This is a genomic window from Micromonospora sp. NPDC005197 (assembly GCF_040608295.1).
Classification (GTDB): domain Bacteria; phylum Actinomycetota; class Actinomycetes; order Mycobacteriales; family Micromonosporaceae; genus Micromonospora.
Window position 1 is genome coordinate 12,976 of record NZ_JBEXHY010000003.1, and the last position, 17,252, is coordinate 30,227.

The following is a 17,252-nucleotide window of genomic DNA, read 5'->3' on the forward strand; positions in this document are numbered from 1 at the left end:
CCGTCATCGAATGATCCCGACGACCTGGGGCCGGTTGTGCTGGACGACGCCGACCGGAGGCAGCACCGCGGCTGATGCCGGCGGCATCACCGGAGCCGGCGGCGCGGGTTCGACAGGCTGCGGCTCGTCGTACCAATCGCCCTGCGGCTGATCGGGCTCCGGGGCCGGCGGTGTGGTGGGTTGGCTGGACAGGACGACCTTGACCAGGGCGAGGAAGGCCAGCGAGGGCACCGCCGCGACGATCCAGCCCCAGACGGATGGTTCGGCTTCGGCGACCTGGGCGGCGAGGGAGAGCAAAGCGAACGCGATCAGGAGGACGCCGACCAGGCCGACGGGTCGACCATCACGGCGGCGGGCGCGGATCTCGAGGCCGAGGTAGATGGCCATCAGCTCGACGGCTACGGCGTTGGCCCAGCCGATCCAGTCGGGTTGGCCGTGGGCGACGGTCAAGGCGCCGCGCTCCGCGCGGCGCGGGGCGGTGAGCCGGCCGGCGGCAAGCCGCCCCGGCCGCCTCCGGCGCCGGGGCGGTGAGCTACCGACTGCCGCCGGACGGCCGCCCCGAGCCTGCTGATCTAGGAAGCGCACGTTCACGGCCAGGCGGTACGGAAGCCGGACGCGTCGCCCTGATCGAGGGTCGCGGCTTCCGACTGCCGCACCAGTCCAACCCCGGGACTGGCTTGCCCCCGGCCTACCTCCCGCAGCCGGCTACGCCCCCAACGCGGAGCCCTCAGCCAGTCGCTGCACCCGTGGTCCACGCCGCCCCTGGCAATCCGGAGCATCACCAGCATTCGCAGCCCAGAACGTGTTCGAGATGGTGGGAAGTCGGTCCAACAGATGGCCGACCTACTGCCAGGTGATTGAGCCGGGGACGGCGGCCTCCGCGGCGGCGATCGCATCATCCACCAGGTGGAAGCCCTGAGAGTCCGGCCAGAAGGGCTTTCCCCCGGCAGGCCATCCTGGCCGATACCTCACGTAGTAGAGCCGGCCCTCCGGGTTCAGCTGCGGAGACTCGTCTTCTTCGAGGTCGTTGTCAGCCTCTCCGACGGCATACCAGAAGTCGTAGTCGAGCATCACTACGCAGACCGCCGCGGAAGTGACCCCGCCGTAGATCCAGTGGCCCGTCGCCACGATCGTCTCCACACGGCGAGCGTAGGACGGCGTCCGGACATCTCTCAAACGCGCTGCCAGCGGCAAGATCGACCTGCCCACCATCTGCCCACAACCAGTCGTTAACGGCTGGACGCAGCCGGACTCGACCAGACAAACGACAACGGCCCCCGATCAGCATCTCTGCTGGTCAGGGGCCGTGTCTGCACCTGGTGGCGGGTAGAGGATTCGAACCTCTGTAGCTCTCGCGACGGATTTACAGTCCGCTCCCATTGGCCGCTCGGGCAACCCGCCAGGGCACCCCACCGCGTCGTAACGCGGCGGCGGAAGCAAGGATAGCGGCTCGCCCCGGGACCGACGCAACCGGGTACGGTCAGAGGGTCGTGCCGCTGGTCGGCGGCCGACGGCACGCCCAGACCGCCGGACAGCAGGAGCAGAAGCATGCCAGCGAACCCGTCATTCGACATCGTGAGCAAGGTTGACCGCCAGGAGGTCGACAACGCCCTTCGCCAGGCGGAGAAGGAGCTCGCGACGCGGTTCGACTTCCGCGGCACGGGCGCGGAGATCTCCTGGTCGGGCGAGGAGGCAATCGGCCTCCAGGCGGAGACCGAGGAGCGCGTCCGGGCCGCGCTAGACGTGTTCAAGGAGAAGCTGGTCAAGCGGAACATCTCGCTGAAGTCGCTGGACGCCGGCGAGGCTCGCCCGTCCGGCAAGGTGTTCAAGATCGACTGCAAGGTGATCCAGGGCATCGAGACGGACAAGGCCAAGGCGATCAGCAAGAAGATCCGCGAGGAGGGCCCCAAGGGCGTTCAGGCGCAGATCCAGGGCGACCAGCTGCGCGTCACCGGCAAGAAGCGGGACGACCTCCAGGCGGTCATCTCGCTGCTCAAGGGCGAGGACTTCGGCGTCGCCCTCCAGTTCACCAACTACCGCTAGCGGCACGAGCAGCCGGGCCGGCACCCGCAGGCGTGGAGTGCCGGCACCACGGTTGCCGAGCGGTTCACCCCACGCTGTACCAGTGCGTGGTCTCGCCCGGGATGGGCGTCAGCCGCACCCGTGCGCCGCCCGGGTCGTCGAACATGCGCACCCCGTCTCCGAGCAGCACCGGAGCGAAGAAGATCAGGATCTCGTCGAGCAGGCCAGCCCGGACGCACTGCCGGGCGATGTCGGCGCCGAGGACGTTCACGTATGTGTCGCCGGCCGCCGCCTTGGCCTGCTCGACAGCGGTGTGCAGGTCGCCGACGAACGTGATGCCGTCCGGGGGCTCGGCCGGCGGCTGGTGGGTCAGCACGAACACCGGTCCGTGGTACCGGCCGCCGAACGCGCCTTCCTTCTCGGTCCCTCGGTTGGGGTCGTCGCCGCCGAAGGTGCGGTTGCCGGCCAGGATCGCGCCGACGTTGGCCAGGACGCGGTCCGCGGTCGGGTTGTCGATCGTGAGGTGTTCGGTCAGCCAGGACATGTCCCCGTCGGGGCCTGCGATGTAGCCGTCGAGCGACGCGGTCGCGGAGTAGAGCAGCTTGGCCATGGTTCCCCCCTCGTCGATGCCCATTCTGATGGACGCCGCACGGCGGCAGAAGCCATCGGGGGCACGTCCACTGAGATCGACTCGGGTTTCTGGATGTCGGGGCGTCCTCGTCAACGGGACACCGCGACTTGCAGGAACCCGAGTCGATCAAGGCGCGGGGCCTGGCCGGACCGAGCCGGCCGGTGAGGGATCAGACGGGGACGGGCTCTTCGGCGCGTACCGCCGAGGCTTCTGCCCGGGCGATGGGCCCGGCGGGCAGCGCGGCGACCGCGGCCCCGACGGCCACCGCCACCCCGGCGAAGACGAAGGCCCACGGCACGCCCCCGGCGTGATCCACGATCAGGCCGGCCACCGAGCCGCCGGCGGCGCTCGCCGCCACGGCCACCGTGACCACCCAGGTGTACGCCTCGTTCAGCATGCCGGCCGGGGCGATCCGGCCGACCAGGGTGTTCTCCAGGGTCAGCGCCGGCGCGATGGTGGCCCCACCGACGATCAGCGCCACGCCCAGCGCCAGTGGCGTGGGCATCACCGCGAACACCACGAAGGTGCCGGCCAGCGCGGCGAGCAGCAGGGCGAACTGGCGGGTCATGTTCGGCGCGGGCCGACGGACGCCGAACCAGAAGCCGCCGATCGCGCTGCCGACTCCCCAGACCGCCAGCAACAGCCCGGCCAGGCTCTCCGGATCGTCGGTGGTGGCGTTGCCGGCGTACGCCGGAACGATCACACCGGCGGCGCCGAAGGCGATGCCCAGCCCGGCCACGCAGACCAGCAGGGCCGGGAAGCCGCCGACCCGCAGCGGGCCGAGCCCACGGGCGTGGTGTTCGCGCGGGTGCGGACGCCATCCGCGCATCACGCGACCGAGGGCGACGGCGGTGGTGCCCACCAGGGTGACGACCGCTGCCCCGATGAGCGCGGCGGCCGCGTCGGCGACCAGCACGAAGCCGGCCACGAGCAGCGGGCCGAGCACGAACACGATCTCGAACAGTGAGGTCTCCGCGGCCAGGGCGGTGTTGCGCAGGGCGTACCGGCCGGAGGCGGGGCTGGTCAGCTCGTTCCAGGCGCCGCGGATTGCGGCGGTGAGCGGCGGGTACGTCGCACCGGCGACGCCGGCCGTCAGGTAGATGGCGGCGAGGGCGTCGTCGCCCGAACGGCTGGCCAGCAGCAGTCCGATGAGCGCCAGCGGGTGGGCTACGGCGGTGACGAGCAGCACCGGGCTCGGGCCGACCCGGTCGGCGATCCGCCCGGCCACCGGGCTGAGCGCGGCGCCGGCGACGGCGTAGATGCCGCCGGCAACGGCGGCCAGCGCGTACCGGCCGGTCACCTGCTCGACCACCAGCAGCAGCGCCAGCGGCGTCATGCCGATTCCGAGTCGCCCGATGATGCCGGTGACCAGCAGGATCGGCGCACCGGGGATCCGCCAGACACCCAGGTACTGACGCAGCGCGGCCACCGTGAACCTCCGAGGATGTAATGAGCGTGAGCGGTTATGACCCTAACGCCGCCGGTCGGGCGGGCAGTACCGGATATCGGCCCCGACACAGCACTCCGCCCGCACCCGAGGCGAGCGGGTGCGGGCGGAGTGCAGAAAAGATCAGCGCTGGAACTGCACGGGCCCCGAGTTGGCGGCCATCCGCTCCAGCCGGGCGACCCGGTCCTCCATCTTGGGGTGGGTGGAGAAGAGCGCGGCCACCGCGCCACCGGAGAACGGGTTGGCGATCATCAGGTGGGCGGTGCTGGTGAGCGTGCCCTGGGCGGGCAGCGGGCGTTGCCGGGCCACGGCGTCGATCTTGCGCAGGGCGCTGGCCAGGGCCAGCGGGTCGCGACTCAGCTCGGCGCCCGACTGGTCGGCCTGGAACTCACGGCTGCGGCTGATCGCCAACTGGATCACCGTGGCCGCGATCGGGCCGAGGATCAGGGTCAGCAGCAGGACTGCCGGGTTGGGCGAATCCTCGTCGTCCCCACCGCCCAGCGGGATGAACCAGGCGATGTTCGCCAGGAAGGTGATGATGCCGGCCAGACCGGCCGCCACGCTGGAGATCAGGATGTCCCGGTTGTAGACGTGGGACAGCTCGTGCCCGATCACACCCCGCAGCTCCCGGTAATCCAGGATCTCGGTGATGCCCTGGGTCACGCAGACCGCCGCGTGCTGCGGGTTACGCCCGGTGGCGAACGCGTTGGGCTGAGCGGTCGGGCTGACGTACAGGCGCGGCATGGGCTGCCGGGCTTCGGTCGCGAGTTCGCGCACCATCCGGTACAGCTCGGGGAACTGCGCCTCGCTGACCGGTTGCGCCCGCATCGAGCGCAGTGCGAGCTTGTCGGAGTAGAAGTAGGAAATGCCGTTCATGACCAGTGAGATGAGGACGGCGATGACCAGGCCGCCACTGCCGCCGAACCAGTAGCCCACCGCGAGGATCAGGGCGGTGAGCAGACCGAGCAGCGCGGCGGTCTTCAGACGGTTGTGGTGCACGATCTCTCCTTCGGTGCACGGATCGCCGGGATCCGCTGACCGGTTCAACAACCCGGTACCCGTCAACCATCCGTCTCAACGCTGAGAACTCACTGAGATTGGGGTCGCAGGTCAGCGGGCGGCCAGATCCAGCACCAGCTGCGGGGCGAAGCCCAGCACCACGGCGGCCACCGTGGCCACCGCCAGCACCGCCGCCACCACACCCCCCAGCGGTACGGCCGGCGCCGCGGCACCCGATGTCGCCGTCGGCGCCCACAGCGCGGCCGTGACCCGCAGGTAGTACGCCAACCCGATCACCGCGTTCAACGCCACCACCAGCGCCAGCCAGGCCGCGCCGCCGTCCAGCAGCGACCGGACCACCGTCACCTTCGCGAACAGCCCGGCCAGGCCCGGCGGCAGCCCGGCCAGACCCACAAGCGCGAGACCGAGCGCCGCGCCCCGCCACGGGTGCCGGCGGGCCGCCCCGCGCAGGTCGTCAAGCGTGCCGCCGTCCGCACCCACCGGGCGCAGCGCGGTCACCCCGGCGAACGCGGCCAGCTCCAACACCACGAAGAAGACGGCGTACGCCACCGCGGCGGCGTACGCGGCGGACCGCGCCTCGCCCGTGCGGCCGGCGGCCAGCGCCAACGCACCCAGCGGGGCCAGGATGTAGCCGGCCTGCGCCACCGAGGACCAGGCGAGCAGCCGGACGGTACGCCGCTGGCGCAGCGCCACCAGGTTGCCGACGGTCATCGTGAGCACCGCCAGCAGGGCGAGCACCGGGCCGGTCTGGTCCGCCGGCAGCGCCCGCTGCACCACGGCCAGCAACGCGACGAGGCCACCCAGCTTCGACGCCGTCGACAGGTACGCGGCCACCGGCAGCGGAGCGCCGTCGTAGGTGGCCGGCGCCCAGGCGTGGAACGGCACGGCCGCCACCTTGAAGGCCAGCCCGAGCAGCAGCAGCGCCACGGCGGCGGTGGTCAGCGGCAGGTCGCGCAGCTCCGACCGCTCGGCCAGCAGAGCACCGAGCCGGTCCAGGTGCAGTGCACCGGTCACCGCGTACAGCAGCGCGGCGCCGAGCAGGGTGATCGTGGTGGCCACCACGCTCACGACGAAGAACGTCACCGCCGCCTCGGCGCTGGCCAGGCTGCCCCGGCGCAGGCCGACCAGCACGTACAGCGGCAGGGTCAGCGTCTCCAGGGCCACGATCAGGGTGATCAGGTCGCCGGCCGCGCCGAGCACCACACCGCCGGTCATCGAGCAGGCGAGCAGGAAGGCGTACTCCCCCACCGGCGACCGCCCGGCCCGCAGCGCCGGCACCGAAAGCCCGAGCACACCCAGGGTGAGCAGCGCCACCACCGCGGCGACCAGGGCCGCCCGCCCGCCGAAGACCCAGGAGCAGTCGGCGCCGACACAGAACGTCCGCCGCTCGCCGCCCGCACCGACCACGGCGGCGCCGACGGCGGTACCGAGCGCGCCGAGCGCGGCCACCGCGACCGTGACCCGAGGCCGCGCCAGGACCAGATCGATGATCAGCACGAGTACGGCGGTACCGGCCGCCAGGTACGCCGGCAGCAACGCCACGCTGTCCACGCTCTGCACGGCGCTCATTCGGGCCTGCCGTCGTTCGCGTCCACCCGCTGCGCCGCGCTCATCGGGAGACCACCCCGATCAAAGCGTCGACGGGCGCCTCGGCGACGCCGAGGACCAGCGCCGGGGCCAGGCCGATGGCCAGCGCGAGCAGCACCAGCGGCGCCCACGCGGTCAGCTCCGCGCCGGCCAGCCCGGAGCCGACCCGGCCCACCGCGGGGCTCGGCCGGCCGTGGGTGACCTGGCGCAACAACCGCAGGAAGTACGCGGCCGTGAGCGCGCCACCGACCGCCGCCAGCACCCCGAGGGTGATCCACAGCGGGCCGCCCACCTGGATCGCCGCGACCACCGCGAACGCCTCCCCCCAGAAGCCGGCCAGCCCGGGCAGGCCGAGCGACGCGATCGCCGCGAACGCCAGCAGACCCGCCAGCCGGGGCGCGGTCTCCCGCAGCCCGGACAGCTCGGCGAGCGCACCCGTGCCGGTACGGTCCTTCACGGCGCCCGCGAGGAAGAACAGCAGGCCGGTGATCACGCCGTGCGCGACGTTGCCGATCAGGGCCGCCTGGATGCCGGTGGCGGTCAGCGTGGCGACGCCCAGCAGGACGAAGCCCATGTGCCCCACGCTGGAATACGCGATGAGCCGCTTCACCTCAGCCTGGGCCAGGCAGACAAGCGAACCGACCAGAATCGCGGCGACCGCCAGCACGCCGAGCACCGGCGCGGCCCAGCGGGCGCCCTCGGGCGCCACCCCCACCGCCACCCGGATCAGCCCGTACGTGCCCATCTTGAGCAGTACGCCCGCCAGCACGACGCTGCCCACCGTCGGGGCCTGCGTGTGCGCGTCGGGCAGCCAGGAGTGCAGCGGCCAGAGTGGACTCTTCACCGCGAACGCGAGCGCGAGCAACGTGAACGCGGCCAGCTGGGTGCCCCGGGACAGCCCGCCCCCACCGGTCAACGCGACCACGTCGGCGGTGCCCGCCGCGGCGACCACGACGTACACGCCGACCAGCAGCAGCACCGACCCGAAGAGGGTGTAGAGCGCGAACTTGCGGGCCGCCCGCCGCCGGTCCGCGCCACCCCAGCCGGCGATGATCGCGTACATCGGCAGCAGGACGACCTCGAAGAAGAGGAAGAACAGCACCAGGTCCAGGGCGAGGAACGTGCCGAGGATGCCCACCTCGACCACCAGCAGCAGGGCCACCAACGCCCGGCCGCTGCCGCCGTCCGGCACCCACCACACCGTGTACGCGCAGCAGAGCAGGGTGAGCAGCGCGGTCAGCACCACCAGCGGCCAGGAGATGCCGTCGACGCCGAGGTGGAAGCGCAGATCCAGGCCGGGCACCCAGGGCAGGTCCACCTGGTGCCAGGGGCGCACCGCAGGCGTACCGGCCGACCAGGCGAACCACCCCCGCCCACCGAACACCAGCGGTACGGCGGCCAGCAGGGTCAGCGCCGCCGCGACCGTCCCGACGATCCGTGCGGCCCGGTCCCGTGGAGTCGCCGCCACCGCGACCGCGCCCACTGCCGGCACCACCAGCACGGCGACAAGCAGAACCTGCCCAAGCGTCATCGGATCGCCTCTGTTCGCGACTGCGGGGCTCGCAAACCCGGCTCACTCCTCGCGCTCACCGGATCGCTCCCAGCATGGCGGCGGCCAGGCCGATCAGCAGGGCGCCGGCCAGCACACCAGCGGCGGCCCGGGGCAGCGCCGCCCGGTGCAGCGCGGCGAGCCCGGCGCCCAGGCCGGAGGCAGCCCGGCCGCTGCCCTCGACGGCCCCGTCGACCACCACCTCGTCGCCGCTGCGCGCGAGGCGGGCCAGCGCCCGGACGGGGCGTACGACAAGGGCGTGCTGGACGTCGTCGAGCCGGAACGCGCGGGCGAAGACCGGCCGCAGCGGACCCAGCGCGGTCGCCGGGTCGGCGGCCCGGTCCCGCTGCCAGCGCACCCACACCAACCCCGCGCCGACCGCCAGCAGAGCCAGCGGCAGCAGCAGCGCCGGCCCGACGTGGACCAGGCCGTCCTCCGCACCGGCGACCGGCACGGTGGCGAACCGCAGCCGGTCGGCGAACGCGCCCACGAACCCGGCCAGGCCGAGCAGCGCGGCCGGCACGGCCAACAGCAGTACCGGCCACCGCAGCACCGCCGGAGGATCGTGCGGCGCGACCAGCGGCAGCCGGGGCTCGCCGAAGAAGGCCCGCAGCAGCAGCCGGCCCGCGTACCAGGCGGTGATCGCCACACCGAGCAACCCGGCCAGCCAGACCAGCCAACCCACCCACGACGGCGCCGGCCCGGTGCCCTCCAGCGCGGCCGACTCGGCGACCGTCAACACGCCGTCCTTGCTCCAGAAGCCGGCCAGCGGCGGCACACCGGCGAGGGCCCCGAGGCCGATCACGGTGCACCAGAACGTCACCGGCATGCTGCGGCGCAGACCACCCATCTCCGACATCAGCGTGGTGCCCACGGCGTGGATCACCGCGCCGGCGGCGAGGAACAGCAGCGCCTTGAACGCGGCGTGGGTGAGCAGGTGGAACAGCGCCGCCGACGGTGAGCCGACGGCCAGCGCGCCGGTCATGTAGCCGAGCTGGGACACGGTCGACCAGGCCAGCACCCGCTTGATGTCGTCCTGGGCGGTGGCGGCGAGCGCCCCGAGCAGCAGGGTGATCGCGCCGAGCACCCCGAGCACGGTCAACGTGACCGGAGCGGCCGTGAACAGCGGGTAGAGGCGGGTCACCGCGTACACCCCGGCGGCCACCATCGTCGCGGCGTGGATCAGCGCGGAGATCGGCGTCGGGCCGGCCATCGCGTCCGGCAGCCAGGTGTGCAGCGGGAACTGCGCGCTCTTGCCGGCCACCCCGGCCAGCAGCAACAGGCCGGCGGCGGTCAGCGTCACGCCGGAGTGGTCGTGCGCGAGCACGTCGGCGATCCGGAAGCTGCCCGTCGACACGCCGAGCAGCACGATGCCGAGCAGGAAGCCGACATCACCGACCCGGGTCACCAGGAACGCCTTCATCGCGGCGGCCGGTGCGCCCGCGAGCCGGCGGTCGTGGGCGATGAGCAGGTACGAGCAGAGGCCCATCACCTCCCAGCCGACCAGCAGCATGATCAGATCGCCGGAGACCACCACCAGCAGCATCGCACCGGTGAAGAGGCTGATCTGGGCGGCGTACGGCGGGTAGCGGTGGTCGACGTCGACGTCGTCGTGGGGGCCGCGCCGCAGATAGCCGATCGAGTAGACCTGCACGGCCAGGGCCACCGCGGTGACCGCGACGGCGACCAGCGCGGCGGCGCCGTCCAGGCGTACGCCGAGGGTCACCCTCAGCCCGCCGATGTCGACCCAGGTCGTCGACGTCTGGGTCGGACCGTCGACCGCCACCAGCAGGGCGACGGCCAACGCCAGCGCGCCGACCGCGCCGGCCACGCCGATCGTCACGGCGGCCGTCCGGGCCCGGTCACCCCCGGCCGCTCCGCCCGGGTGACGCGGGGCCGGCGGCAGCAGCAGACCGAGCAGGCCGGCGACCAGCGGTACGGCGGGCAGCGCCGCCCCGAGCAGCCCGGTCACCGACCCGCCTCCGCGTTCTGGCCGACGGCCCGCGCGGGCACCGGCAGCTCGGTCAACGCCACGTCATCAACCGCCACGGTGGCCCGCAGGCGATAGAGCTGAAGGACGATCGCCAGCCCCACCCCGATCTCCGCGGCGGCGAGCACGATGACGAACAGCGCGAAGACCTGACCGGAGTGCGGCAGCGCCGCGCGGACGGTGGTGTCCGCTGTGACGAGGACGAGGTTCACCGCGTTGAGCATCAACTCGACCGCCATCAGCACCAGCACGGCGTTGCGTCGGCGCAGCACGCCGTACACGCCGAGGCCGAACAGCAACGCGGCGGTGACGTACGGGATGACGGGCCTCACCGGCGCCCCCCGGAGGCCATGCTCCTCGCCGGCGCCTCGGCGTCGTCGCGCCGGCCGATGTCGGGCCGGGACAGCACCACCGCGCCCACCAGGGCGGACAGCAGCAGGACGGAGAGCACCTCGAACGGCAGCACCCAGGAGGTGAAGATCTGCTCGCCCAGCCGCTCGGCCGTGCCCGCGCCGGGCATCGTGACGGTGCTCCAGCGGTACGCGTCGACCAGCAGGACGCTCAGCCCCAGGCCGGCGCCGCCGCCGATCAGCGCGGCGGGCCAGCCGGGCCGGTCCAGATCGTCGGAGGCCCCGATCGGGGCCCGCGTCAGCATCACCGCGAACAACAGCAGCACCACCACCGCGCCCACATAGATCAGCACCTGCACCCAGGCGACCAGCTCGGCGCCGAGCACCAGATAGTCGCCGGCCAACGCGCCCAGGCAGACCACCAGGTAGAGCCCGGCCCGGACCAGGTGCTTCGTGGTCACCACCAGCACGCCGGCGCCCACCGCGACCGCGCCCAGGGCGAGCAGCAGCAGATCCGCGCCGGTCACCGGGCCGCCCTTCCGCCGGGTCGGGCCGCGCCTGGCCGCGTCACAACGCGGCCCGTCACGACGTGTCCCGTCAGGACCTGTGCCGTCACGACGCGGGCGGTCACGACGCGGGACCCGGGTCGGCGTCGGGACGTACCGCCGGTGGGACCGAACGCGCGGCCTTGCGGGCCGCCGCGGTCTCCTCCTTGGCCGGCTCGCCGTTCGGGTCGTGCGCCGGCGGCGGTGGAACCGTGGCCATCCACTGACCGAGGTGGTCCTTGTCGTGCAGCAGGTCCTTGATGTCGTACTCGGCGTACTCGAATTCCGGAGACCAGTAGAGCGCGTCGAACGGGCAGACCTCGATGCAGATGCCGCAGTACATGCAGAGCGAGAAGTCGATGTCGAACTTGTCCAGCACGTTGCGCTGGCGGGGGCGGGCGGCGCCGGGCACCGCCACCTCCTCCTTGTGGGAGTCGATGTAGATGCACCAGTCCGGGCACTCGCGGGCGCAGAGCATGCAGACGGTGCAGTTCTCCTCCGACAGCGCGATCACGCCGCGCGAGCGCGGCGGCAGCTCGGGGGCGACGTCCGGGTACTGCTGCGTGGTCGAGCGGCTGGTCATCGTCTTGAGGGTGACCGCCAGCCCCTTGACCAGGCCCGCGCCGGGCAGGCCGCGCTCGGTGGCGCCGCCCGCCGGGTCGCCGTGCTCGCTGGGGTCGGTCATGTGGACCATCCTGCCCTGTGGCCCCGGCGCGCGCGACCACCACCCACAGGTCGACGGCGGTATCGTGGTCGTGGGGAGAACGACGCACCTGGAAGGACCCGCCCATGACCGCCGCGCTGCAGAGCGACTACCCGCCCGAGAGCGAGTGGACGACTGACGATCTGGATGCGCTGCCCGAGGATGGCCGCCGCCGGGAACTGCTCGATGGAGTGCTGCTGATGTCCCCCTCCCCCACCCGCACCCACCAGACCATCGCCGGCAGACTGATGGCCGCGCTCGACGAGGACTGCCCCGACGGCTACGACGTGACCCAGGGCGTCGAGGTGCGGATCAACCGCACCCGCTCCTTCATCCCCGACGTGCTGATCACCACCGCTACCGCGGCGGCGCGCGAACCGTCGAAGTACGAGCCGCACGAGGTGGTCCTGGCCATCGAGATCGTCTCACCGAGCACCCGCTCAATCGACCGGGTGTTGAAGCCGGCGCTGTACGCCCAGGCCGGCATCCCGTTCTACTGGCGTATCGAGACGGAGGGTGGCGCGTTGGAGGTCGTCACCTACCGGATCGACGCCGTGAACGAGGTCTACACCGAGACCGGGCGGTGGACGAAGTTCGTCGACACCGGCGAGCCGTTCCCGATCAACCTGCCGATCAGCCGGATCACGCCCCGGGTCCGCTGACGACGGTCGGGGGGAGCATCTCGACGCCGAGCTGTTGGAGGAGCTGGAACAGCTCGTTGCAGCTCCACACCTCGACGATCCGGCCGGCCGTGTCGAAGCGCAGGAACGTCGCCCCGGAGTAGCTGACCACCCGGCCGGTCGGCGGCACCGGCCCGAACTGCCCGGCGTGGGTGCCGGCCGCCCGCCAGTGCACAGCCACCCGCTCACCGGCGGCGACCACGTCAACGATCTTGTAGCGCAGGTCCGGGAAGGCCGCTCGGCGCTCGCGGTGCCAGGCCAGCGTCGCCTCCGGCCCGGTGCCGCCCAGCCCGGGGCACTCCTCGGCGATCAACTCGTGGGCCGACTCCTCCCGGCGGGCGTTCCACACGTCGGCGATGAAGCGCCGGGCCGCCACCTCCACATCCGTCATGCCGGCAGGGTAGCCGGCCAGCTACCGGTGAGCGGGGGCCACAGGTGTTTGGCTCGCCCTTTGCTCTGCTTCAACGGACGCAACACTCTCGGCCATCGAATGTTGCCGTGAGTGAAGCAGAGCAAAGGGCGTGGGGGTGGTGGGGCCGTCCGCGGGCGAAGCTCGGCGTCTGGCCCGCAGGCCAGGTTCGCCGCGCCGCCCCGGCCCGCCGCGAATCGGCGAAGATGGGGTGGAGACGGCAACCGGACCGGGAGGTAGGAGCGACGTGGCGGAGACAGGCGGGAAGTACGTCGAGCCGGGTGGCGAGTTCACCCGGGACCAGCGGTACATCGCCACCCGGATCACCGCGGACGGGCGGGACGGCTACCCGGTCGAGCCGGGCCGGTACCGGCTGGTGGTCAGCCGAGCCTGCCCGTGGGCCAACCGCCTGATCATCGTGCGACGGCTGCTCGGCCTGGAGGACGCCATCTCGATGGCGGTGGCCGGCCCGACCCACGACGCTCGGAGCTGGACCTTCGACCTCGACCCGGGTGGGCGGGACCCGGTGCTCGGCATCGAGCGCCTCCAGGAGGCGTTCTTTGCGCGCTTCCCCGACTACGAGCGCGGCATCACCGTGCCGGCGATGGTGGACGTGCCGACCGGGCAGGTGGTGACCAACCACTACGCGCAGATGAGCCTGGACCTGTCCACCGAGTGGAGGGCGTACCACCGAGAGGGCGCCCCTCAGCTCTACCCCGAGCACCTGCGGGAGCAGATCGACGAGGTCAACAGTGTGGTGTTCCGCGACGTCAACAACGGCGTCTACCGGTGCGGCTTCGCGGGCAGCCAGGAGGCGTACGACAAGGCGTACCACCGCCTGTTCGACCGGCTGGACTGGTTGACCGAGCGGCTGACCGACCAGCGGTACCTGGTGGGCGACACCATCACCGAGGCCGACGTACGGCTGTTCACCACGCTGGTCCGCTTCGACCCGGTCTACCACGGCCACTTCAAGTGCAACCGGCAGAAGCTGAGCGAGATGCCGGTGCTGTGGGCGTACGCCCGGGACCTGTTCCAGACCCCCGGGTTCGGCGACACCATCGACTTCGACCACATCAAGCGGCATTACTACCAGGTGCACCGCGACATCAACCCGACCGGAATCGTGCCGCTCGGCCCCGACCTGTCCAACTGGGTCACCCCGCACGGCCGGGAAGCTCTGGGTGGCCGCCCCTTCGGCGACGGCACCCCACCCCCGCCCCCGGCCGAGCCCGTAGACCCGGCCCACACCCCGCTGCGCTGACCCACACCCCTCCCGGCGGGGGCGGGAGGGGGCGGGGTTAGAGGGCGACGCGGACCGCTGCGGTGAGGACCAACTGCGCCAGGGAGGCGGGCACGAGGACCAGCCAGCAGAGGCGTTGCAGCTGGTCCTCGCGCAGCCGGGGGTAGGACACCCGCAGCCAGATGACCACGAAGGCCACGGCGAAGACCTTGAGCAGGGTCCACAGCCAGCCCAGGTGCTCGTCGGCGAACGGGCCCTGCCAGCCACCGAGGAACAGCACCGTGGTCAGCGCGGCGATCACCACGATGCCGACGTACTCGGCGAGCAGGAAGAACGCGAACCGCAGCCCCGTGTACTCAGTCATGTAACCGAAGACCAGCTCCGAGTCGGCCACCGGCATGTCGAATGGCGGCCGGCGGATCTCGGCCAGCCCGGCGACGAAGAAGATGATCATCGCGGGCGCCTGCCAGAGCAGCCACCACGGCTGCCACGCCTCGACGATGCCGGACAGGCTGAGCGTGCCGGCCGCCATCGCCACCGAGGCGGCGGCCAGCACCAGCGGCAGCTCGTAGCCGAGCAACTGGGCGGCCCCGCGCAGCCCGCCGAGCAGGCTGTACTTGTTGGCCGACGCCCACGCCGACATGAGCACCGCCACCACCCCGACGCCGACCACGGCCAGCACGAAGAACAGGCCGATGTCCAACGGTTGCCCGACCAGGTCGTTCGGGCCGAGCGGAATGACCAGCAGCACCAGCAGGTACGGCACCAGGGCCACCGCGGGCGCCAGCCGGAACACCGCCCGGTCCGCCTCGCGCGGGGTGATGTCCTCCTTCTGCACGAACTTGACGCCGTCCGCCACGAGTTGCGCCCAACCGTGGAAGCCACCCGCGTACATCGGGCCGAGGCGGCCCTGCATGTGCGCCATCACCTTGTGCTCGGCCTGGCCGACGAGCAGCGGCAGGGTGAGGAACGCGACGAGCACGCCGCCCACCCGGAGCACCAGCTCCACCCAGAGCGGCATCAGGCCGTACCCCCGTCGTGGTCGGTCCGGTCGTCGCGGCCCGGCGGGTCCGCGACCGCCTCGCCGCCCGACGCGGCCGGGCCTGCGCCGGACACCGGCTGGTCGGCCGGGCCTGCGCCGGACACCGGCTGATCGGCCGGGCCTGCGCCGGGCGCGGGCTGGGCGGCCGGTGCCGGGTCGTCGGCGGGGCCGGCGGCCCGGGGAGTACGCGCCGGACGGGTCCCCGGCGCCGGCCGTGCGGGTCGCTCGCCAGCTGGTCGGGCCGGGGTGCCGCCGCGTGGACCCTCCCCCACGCCACCCGCGCCGGCCGGAGTCGGCGTCGTTCCCCACTCGCCCGGAGCGGGCACGCCCGGCGGGCGGATCGGTCGACGGCCACCGCCGGCCTCCGACTCGCCCGGCTCCTTCGCGCCCGGCCAGGGCTTCGCCACGCGGGAGGCGAGCACGAACTCCTTGCGCAGCGGGTGGCCCTCGAACTCCGGGGGCAGCAGCAGCGGCCGCAGCTCCCCGTGGCCGTCGAAGTCGATGCCGAACATCTCGTGGGTCTCCCGCTCGTGCCAGGCGGCACCCGGGTAGACGTCGACCACCGAGGCCACCGAGGGCGCGTCGCGGGGCACCCGGGTACGCAGCAGCACGCCGTGTCGCAACCGCGTCGACCAGAGGTGCGCCACCACGTCGAAGCCCTCGGCCAACTCGTCGACGGCGGAGAGCCAGTCGAAGAAGTCGCAGGCCAGCTCGCTGTCGTCGCGGGCCGCGCGGACGGCGGCCGACCAACTCGTCGGGGGTACGTCGACGGTGGCCCGGGCGAACCGCTGACCGCCGGAGACCGACGGGGTCGCCTCGACCGGCGCGAGCAGCGCGACCAGCCGAGCGCCGACCTCTTCCTCAGTCATGCCGCTGATCCTAGGGCGTCGGCCGGGTGCCGACCCGGCCCGCGGTCCACGACCGATCCCCGGTGATCTGCCCGCTTTACTGGGCAGCGGGCCAGTCGGCGGGGAAAGATGAGGGCGTGCGCGCTGTCACTGTGAAACCCGGGGTCGCCAACTCGCTGAGCCTCGCCGAGGATCAGCCGGAGCCGGCGCCCGAGGAAGGCGCGGTCCTGGTCGAGGCACTGGCCGTGGGAATCTGCGGCACCGACCACGAGATCATCGCCGGGGAGTACGGCGAGGCGCCGCCGGGCGCGGACCGCCTAATCATCGGGCACGAGTCGCTGGGCCGGGTGCTGGAGGACCCGAGCGGCGCCCTGCAACCCGGCGACCTGGTGGCCGGCATCGTCCGGCATCCCGACCCGGTGCCCTGTCCCAACTGCGCGGTCGGCGAGTGGGACATGTGCCGCAACGGTCAGTTCACCGAGCACGGCATCAAGGCGCTACCCGGGTTCGCCCGGGACCGCTGGCGGATCGAGCCCCAGTTCGCGGTCAAGCTGGATCCGGCGCTGGCCCAGGTCGGCGTGCTGTTGGAGCCGACCAGCGTGGTGGCCAAGGCGTGGGACCACATCGAGCGGATCGGCCACCGGGCCGAGTGGCAGCCGCACACGGTCCTGGTGACCGGCGCCGGGCCGATCGGGCTGCTGGCCGCGCTGCTCGGCACCCAGCGCGGGCTCACCGTCCACGTGTTGGACCGGGCCACCGACGGCCCCAAGCCGGAACTGGTCGCCGGGCTCGGCGCCACCTACCACGCGGTGCCGGTCAACGACCTGCCCTTCGAGCCGGACGTGGTGATCGAGTGCACCGGCGCACCCACGGTCGTCCTCGACGTCATGTGCAAGGCGGCGCCGACCGGCATCGTCTGCCTGGCCGGGGTGTCCAGCGGCGGCCGGAGCATCGACTTCGACGCCGGGGCGCTCAACCGGGCGCTGGTGCTGGAGAACAACGTGGTGTTCGGCTCGGTGAACGCCAACCGGCGACACTGGACCATGGCCGCGCAGGCACTCACCCGCGCCGACCAGGTCTGGCTCTCCTCGCTGATCACCAGACGGGTCCCGGTGAACAGGTACGCCGACGCGTACACCTCCGGGCCGGACGACATCAAGGTGGTGCTGGAGTTCGCCTCCTGACC

At 72.5% G+C, this 17,252-nt stretch carries 17 protein-coding genes, 1 tRNA gene and 1 pseudogene; 4 read left to right on the forward strand and 15 right to left on the reverse strand.

Annotated features, from left to right (window positions below):
- Positions 1–3 precede the first annotated feature (3 nt).
- The 3 genes from ABZU46_RS02060 to ABZU46_RS02070 form a co-directional block, all read right to left on the reverse strand.
- Positions 4–450, reverse strand: coding sequence for a hypothetical protein (locus ABZU46_RS02060; RefSeq protein WP_354854335.1), 447 nt, complete (start codon positions 448–450; stop codon positions 4–6).
- 393 nt (positions 451–843) lie between these two features.
- Positions 844–1,140, reverse strand: coding sequence for a hypothetical protein (locus tag ABZU46_RS02065; protein WP_354854337.1), 297 nt, complete (start codon positions 1,138–1,140; stop codon positions 844–846).
- A 177-nt stretch (positions 1,141–1,317) separates the two neighbouring features.
- Positions 1,318–1,401: transfer RNA gene (locus ABZU46_RS02070), tRNA-Tyr, on the reverse strand.
- A gap of 147 nt (positions 1,402–1,548) precedes the next feature.
- Between ABZU46_RS02070 and ABZU46_RS02075 the strand changes: the two genes are divergently transcribed.
- The gene (locus ABZU46_RS02075) at positions 1,549–2,043 is read left to right on the forward strand and encodes a YajQ family cyclic di-GMP-binding protein (protein ID WP_354854339.1); all 495 of its coding nucleotides are present in this window, start codon (positions 1,549–1,551) and stop codon (positions 2,041–2,043) included.
- Between the two features lie 64 nt (positions 2,044–2,107).
- Here the strand turns inward: ABZU46_RS02075 and ABZU46_RS02080 are convergent, their stop codons facing one another.
- From ABZU46_RS02080 to ABZU46_RS02120, 9 genes are all read right to left on the reverse strand, one after another.
- Complete coding sequence (locus ABZU46_RS02080; RefSeq protein ID WP_354854341.1) at positions 2,108–2,632, reverse strand: dihydrofolate reductase family protein; 525 nt, start codon at positions 2,630–2,632, stop codon at positions 2,108–2,110.
- Between the two features lie 190 nt (positions 2,633–2,822).
- The gene (locus ABZU46_RS02085) at positions 2,823–4,082 is read right to left on the reverse strand and encodes an MFS transporter (protein WP_354854343.1); all 1,260 of its coding nucleotides are present in this window, start codon (positions 4,080–4,082) and stop codon (positions 2,823–2,825) included.
- Between the two features lie 141 nt (positions 4,083–4,223).
- Positions 4,224–5,099 carry a zinc metalloprotease HtpX gene (gene htpX / locus ABZU46_RS02090; protein ID WP_354854345.1) on the reverse strand — a complete coding sequence of 292 codons (876 nt, stop codon included), beginning with the start codon at positions 5,097–5,099 and terminating at the stop codon, positions 4,224–4,226.
- Between the two features lie 111 nt (positions 5,100–5,210).
- Complete coding sequence (locus ABZU46_RS02095; protein ID WP_354854347.1) at positions 5,211–6,689, reverse strand: proton-conducting transporter membrane subunit; 1,479 nt, start codon at positions 6,687–6,689, stop codon at positions 5,211–5,213.
- A gap of 40 nt (positions 6,690–6,729) precedes the next feature.
- On the reverse strand, positions 6,730–8,238 hold the full coding sequence (locus ABZU46_RS02100; RefSeq protein WP_354854348.1) for an NADH-quinone oxidoreductase subunit M: 1,509 nt from the start codon (positions 8,236–8,238) through the stop codon (positions 6,730–6,732).
- A gap of 55 nt (positions 8,239–8,293) precedes the next feature.
- The gene (locus ABZU46_RS02105) at positions 8,294–10,228 is read right to left on the reverse strand and encodes an NADH-quinone oxidoreductase subunit L (protein WP_354854350.1); all 1,935 of its coding nucleotides are present in this window, start codon (positions 10,226–10,228) and stop codon (positions 8,294–8,296) included.
- Positions 10,225–10,578, reverse strand: coding sequence for an NADH-quinone oxidoreductase subunit NuoK (nuoK, locus tag ABZU46_RS02110; protein WP_354854352.1), 354 nt, complete (start codon positions 10,576–10,578; stop codon positions 10,225–10,227). Before nuoK ends, ABZU46_RS02105 begins: the two co-directional genes overlap by 4 nt.
- Positions 10,575–11,123 (reverse strand): NADH-quinone oxidoreductase subunit J, encoded by a 549-nt coding sequence (locus ABZU46_RS02115; protein ID WP_354854354.1) that lies wholly within the window; start codon positions 11,121–11,123, stop codon positions 10,575–10,577. The genes nuoK and ABZU46_RS02115 overlap by 4 nt, the downstream gene beginning before the upstream one ends.
- Positions 11,124–11,223: 100 nt before the next feature.
- Complete coding sequence (locus ABZU46_RS02120; protein ID WP_354854356.1) at positions 11,224–11,835, reverse strand: NADH-quinone oxidoreductase subunit I; 612 nt, start codon at positions 11,833–11,835, stop codon at positions 11,224–11,226.
- A 95-nt stretch (positions 11,836–11,930) separates the two neighbouring features.
- Here ABZU46_RS02120 and ABZU46_RS02125 point away from each other — a divergent pair, with 95 nt between their 5' ends.
- Positions 11,931–12,506: a Uma2 family endonuclease gene (locus ABZU46_RS02125; protein ID WP_354854358.1), complete on the forward strand. Its 576-nt coding sequence runs from the start codon at positions 11,931–11,933 to the stop codon at positions 12,504–12,506.
- Here the strand turns inward: ABZU46_RS02125 and ABZU46_RS02130 are convergent.
- Positions 12,487–12,915: an ester cyclase gene (locus ABZU46_RS02130; protein ID WP_354854359.1), complete on the reverse strand. Its 429-nt coding sequence runs from the start codon at positions 12,913–12,915 to the stop codon at positions 12,487–12,489. The genes ABZU46_RS02125 and ABZU46_RS02130 overlap by 20 nt on opposite strands.
- Before the next feature lie 229 nt (positions 12,916–13,144).
- Between ABZU46_RS02130 and ABZU46_RS02135 the strand changes: the two genes are divergently transcribed.
- A complete protein-coding gene (locus ABZU46_RS02135; RefSeq protein ID WP_354854361.1) occupies positions 13,145–14,197 on the forward strand; it encodes a glutathione S-transferase C-terminal domain-containing protein in 1,053 nt (350 codons plus the stop codon).
- A 37-nt stretch (positions 14,198–14,234) separates the two neighbouring features.
- Here ABZU46_RS02135 and ABZU46_RS02140 read toward each other — a convergent pair whose 3' ends face one another.
- Together ABZU46_RS02140 and ABZU46_RS02145 are read right to left on the reverse strand one after the other, a co-directional pair.
- A complete protein-coding gene (locus tag ABZU46_RS02140; RefSeq protein ID WP_354854363.1) occupies positions 14,235–15,197 on the reverse strand; it encodes a complex I subunit 1 family protein in 963 nt (320 codons plus the stop codon).
- A gap of 323 nt (positions 15,198–15,520) precedes the next feature.
- Positions 15,521–16,087 (reverse strand): annotated as a pseudogene (locus ABZU46_RS02145) (NADH-quinone oxidoreductase subunit C); the annotation flags it as partial.
- A 116-nt stretch (positions 16,088–16,203) separates the two neighbouring features.
- Here ABZU46_RS02145 and ABZU46_RS02150 point away from each other — a divergent pair.
- Entirely contained in the window at positions 16,204–17,250 is a 1,047-nt protein-coding gene (locus ABZU46_RS02150; protein WP_354854365.1) for a glucose 1-dehydrogenase, read from the forward strand.
- Positions 17,251–17,252: the final 2 nt, after the last annotated feature.